Annotated in this window: 1 protein-coding gene; it reads left to right on the top strand. The window is 61.9% G+C overall.

The window, feature by feature from the left end:
• Positions 1–95: 95 nt before the first annotated feature.
• Complete coding sequence (locus tag IP76_RS16795) at positions 96–599, top strand: hypothetical protein (protein WP_054159391.1); 504 nt, start codon at positions 96–98, stop codon at positions 597–599.
• Positions 600–892 lie beyond the last annotated feature (293 nt).

The raw sequence follows: 892 nt of genomic DNA, 5'->3' as shown, positions 1-892 counted from the left end.
CACCTCCCGCTGGAGTCTACAACTTCCCCTATCGCCTATAAAAGCCCCTGAGTGAGCCGTGAAGTCAATATCCCGCACTTTGCAACTATCTCCTCATGCTCGCTCTTGCCCCCACCCGTCCTGCTCTGACTGTGCGCACCGTTGCACGCAAGGCTCAGCGCTCCTCGTTCGTGATCAAGGCTTCTGGTGACAAGGGCGAGACCTTCACCGAGCGCGCCGAGAACGCACTTCACGCCGCCAAGGAGAAGCTCAGCGACATGTCCAGCAACGTCCGCGAGACTCTGCCCGGCGCTGCCGACCGCGTCAAGGACGCCACCGGCAACGTGGGGCAGGCCGTGAAGGAGGACGCCATCAACGCTAAGGACAGGGCAGCTGATGCCGGCGCCAGCGCTCGTGATGCCGCCGCGGAGAAGCTGGGCAATGCCAAGGACCAAGCCGGCGATGCCATGCAGGGCATGAAGGAGCGCGCCACCGACGCCCTTCACAGCGTGCAGGACGGTGCTGCCAACATGGCTGAGCGCGCCAAGGAGACTGGCAAGAACATTGCCAACGGCGCTGCGGACAAGGTGGACCAGGCTGCCGACAAGATGCGCCAGTGAGCAGCTTGCTCAGGCCTGATGGGCTGAAGGCAAGGCAGCCAAAAAGCGCGATGCTTATGATGGACGCCTCCTCCTCGCCCCCCTTATAGCCCATGTATGAACTGCAGTTATGTTTCACGCCGGTGCTTGTACCTGACCCCGCCCATTCTGCGCGGCCGCTGCACCTAGGCCCCTGCTTCCCCAACTATGAGCCTGGCATCCTGTCCCAACAACCCTTTCGTCCTGTCCGGTTCTGCGCCCCAGCAGCCGGCTTGCCTCGAAAATAAACATACATTTTGAGGTTGCCTGTGCAC

Origin of the sequence: Rhizobium sp. AAP43 (assembly GCF_001296045.1) — a bacterium.
Taxonomy (GTDB): Bacteria; Pseudomonadota; Alphaproteobacteria; order Rhizobiales; family Rhizobiaceae; genus Allorhizobium.
Note: the sequence above shows the minus strand (reverse complement) of the source record. Positions and strands in the feature narration are given on the sequence as shown.

Coding starts and splice junctions, on each gene's coding strand:
- IP76_RS16795 (WP_054159391.1), top strand. CDS start 96: ATGCTCGCTCTTGCCCCCACCCGTCCTGCTCTGACTGTGCGCACCGTT.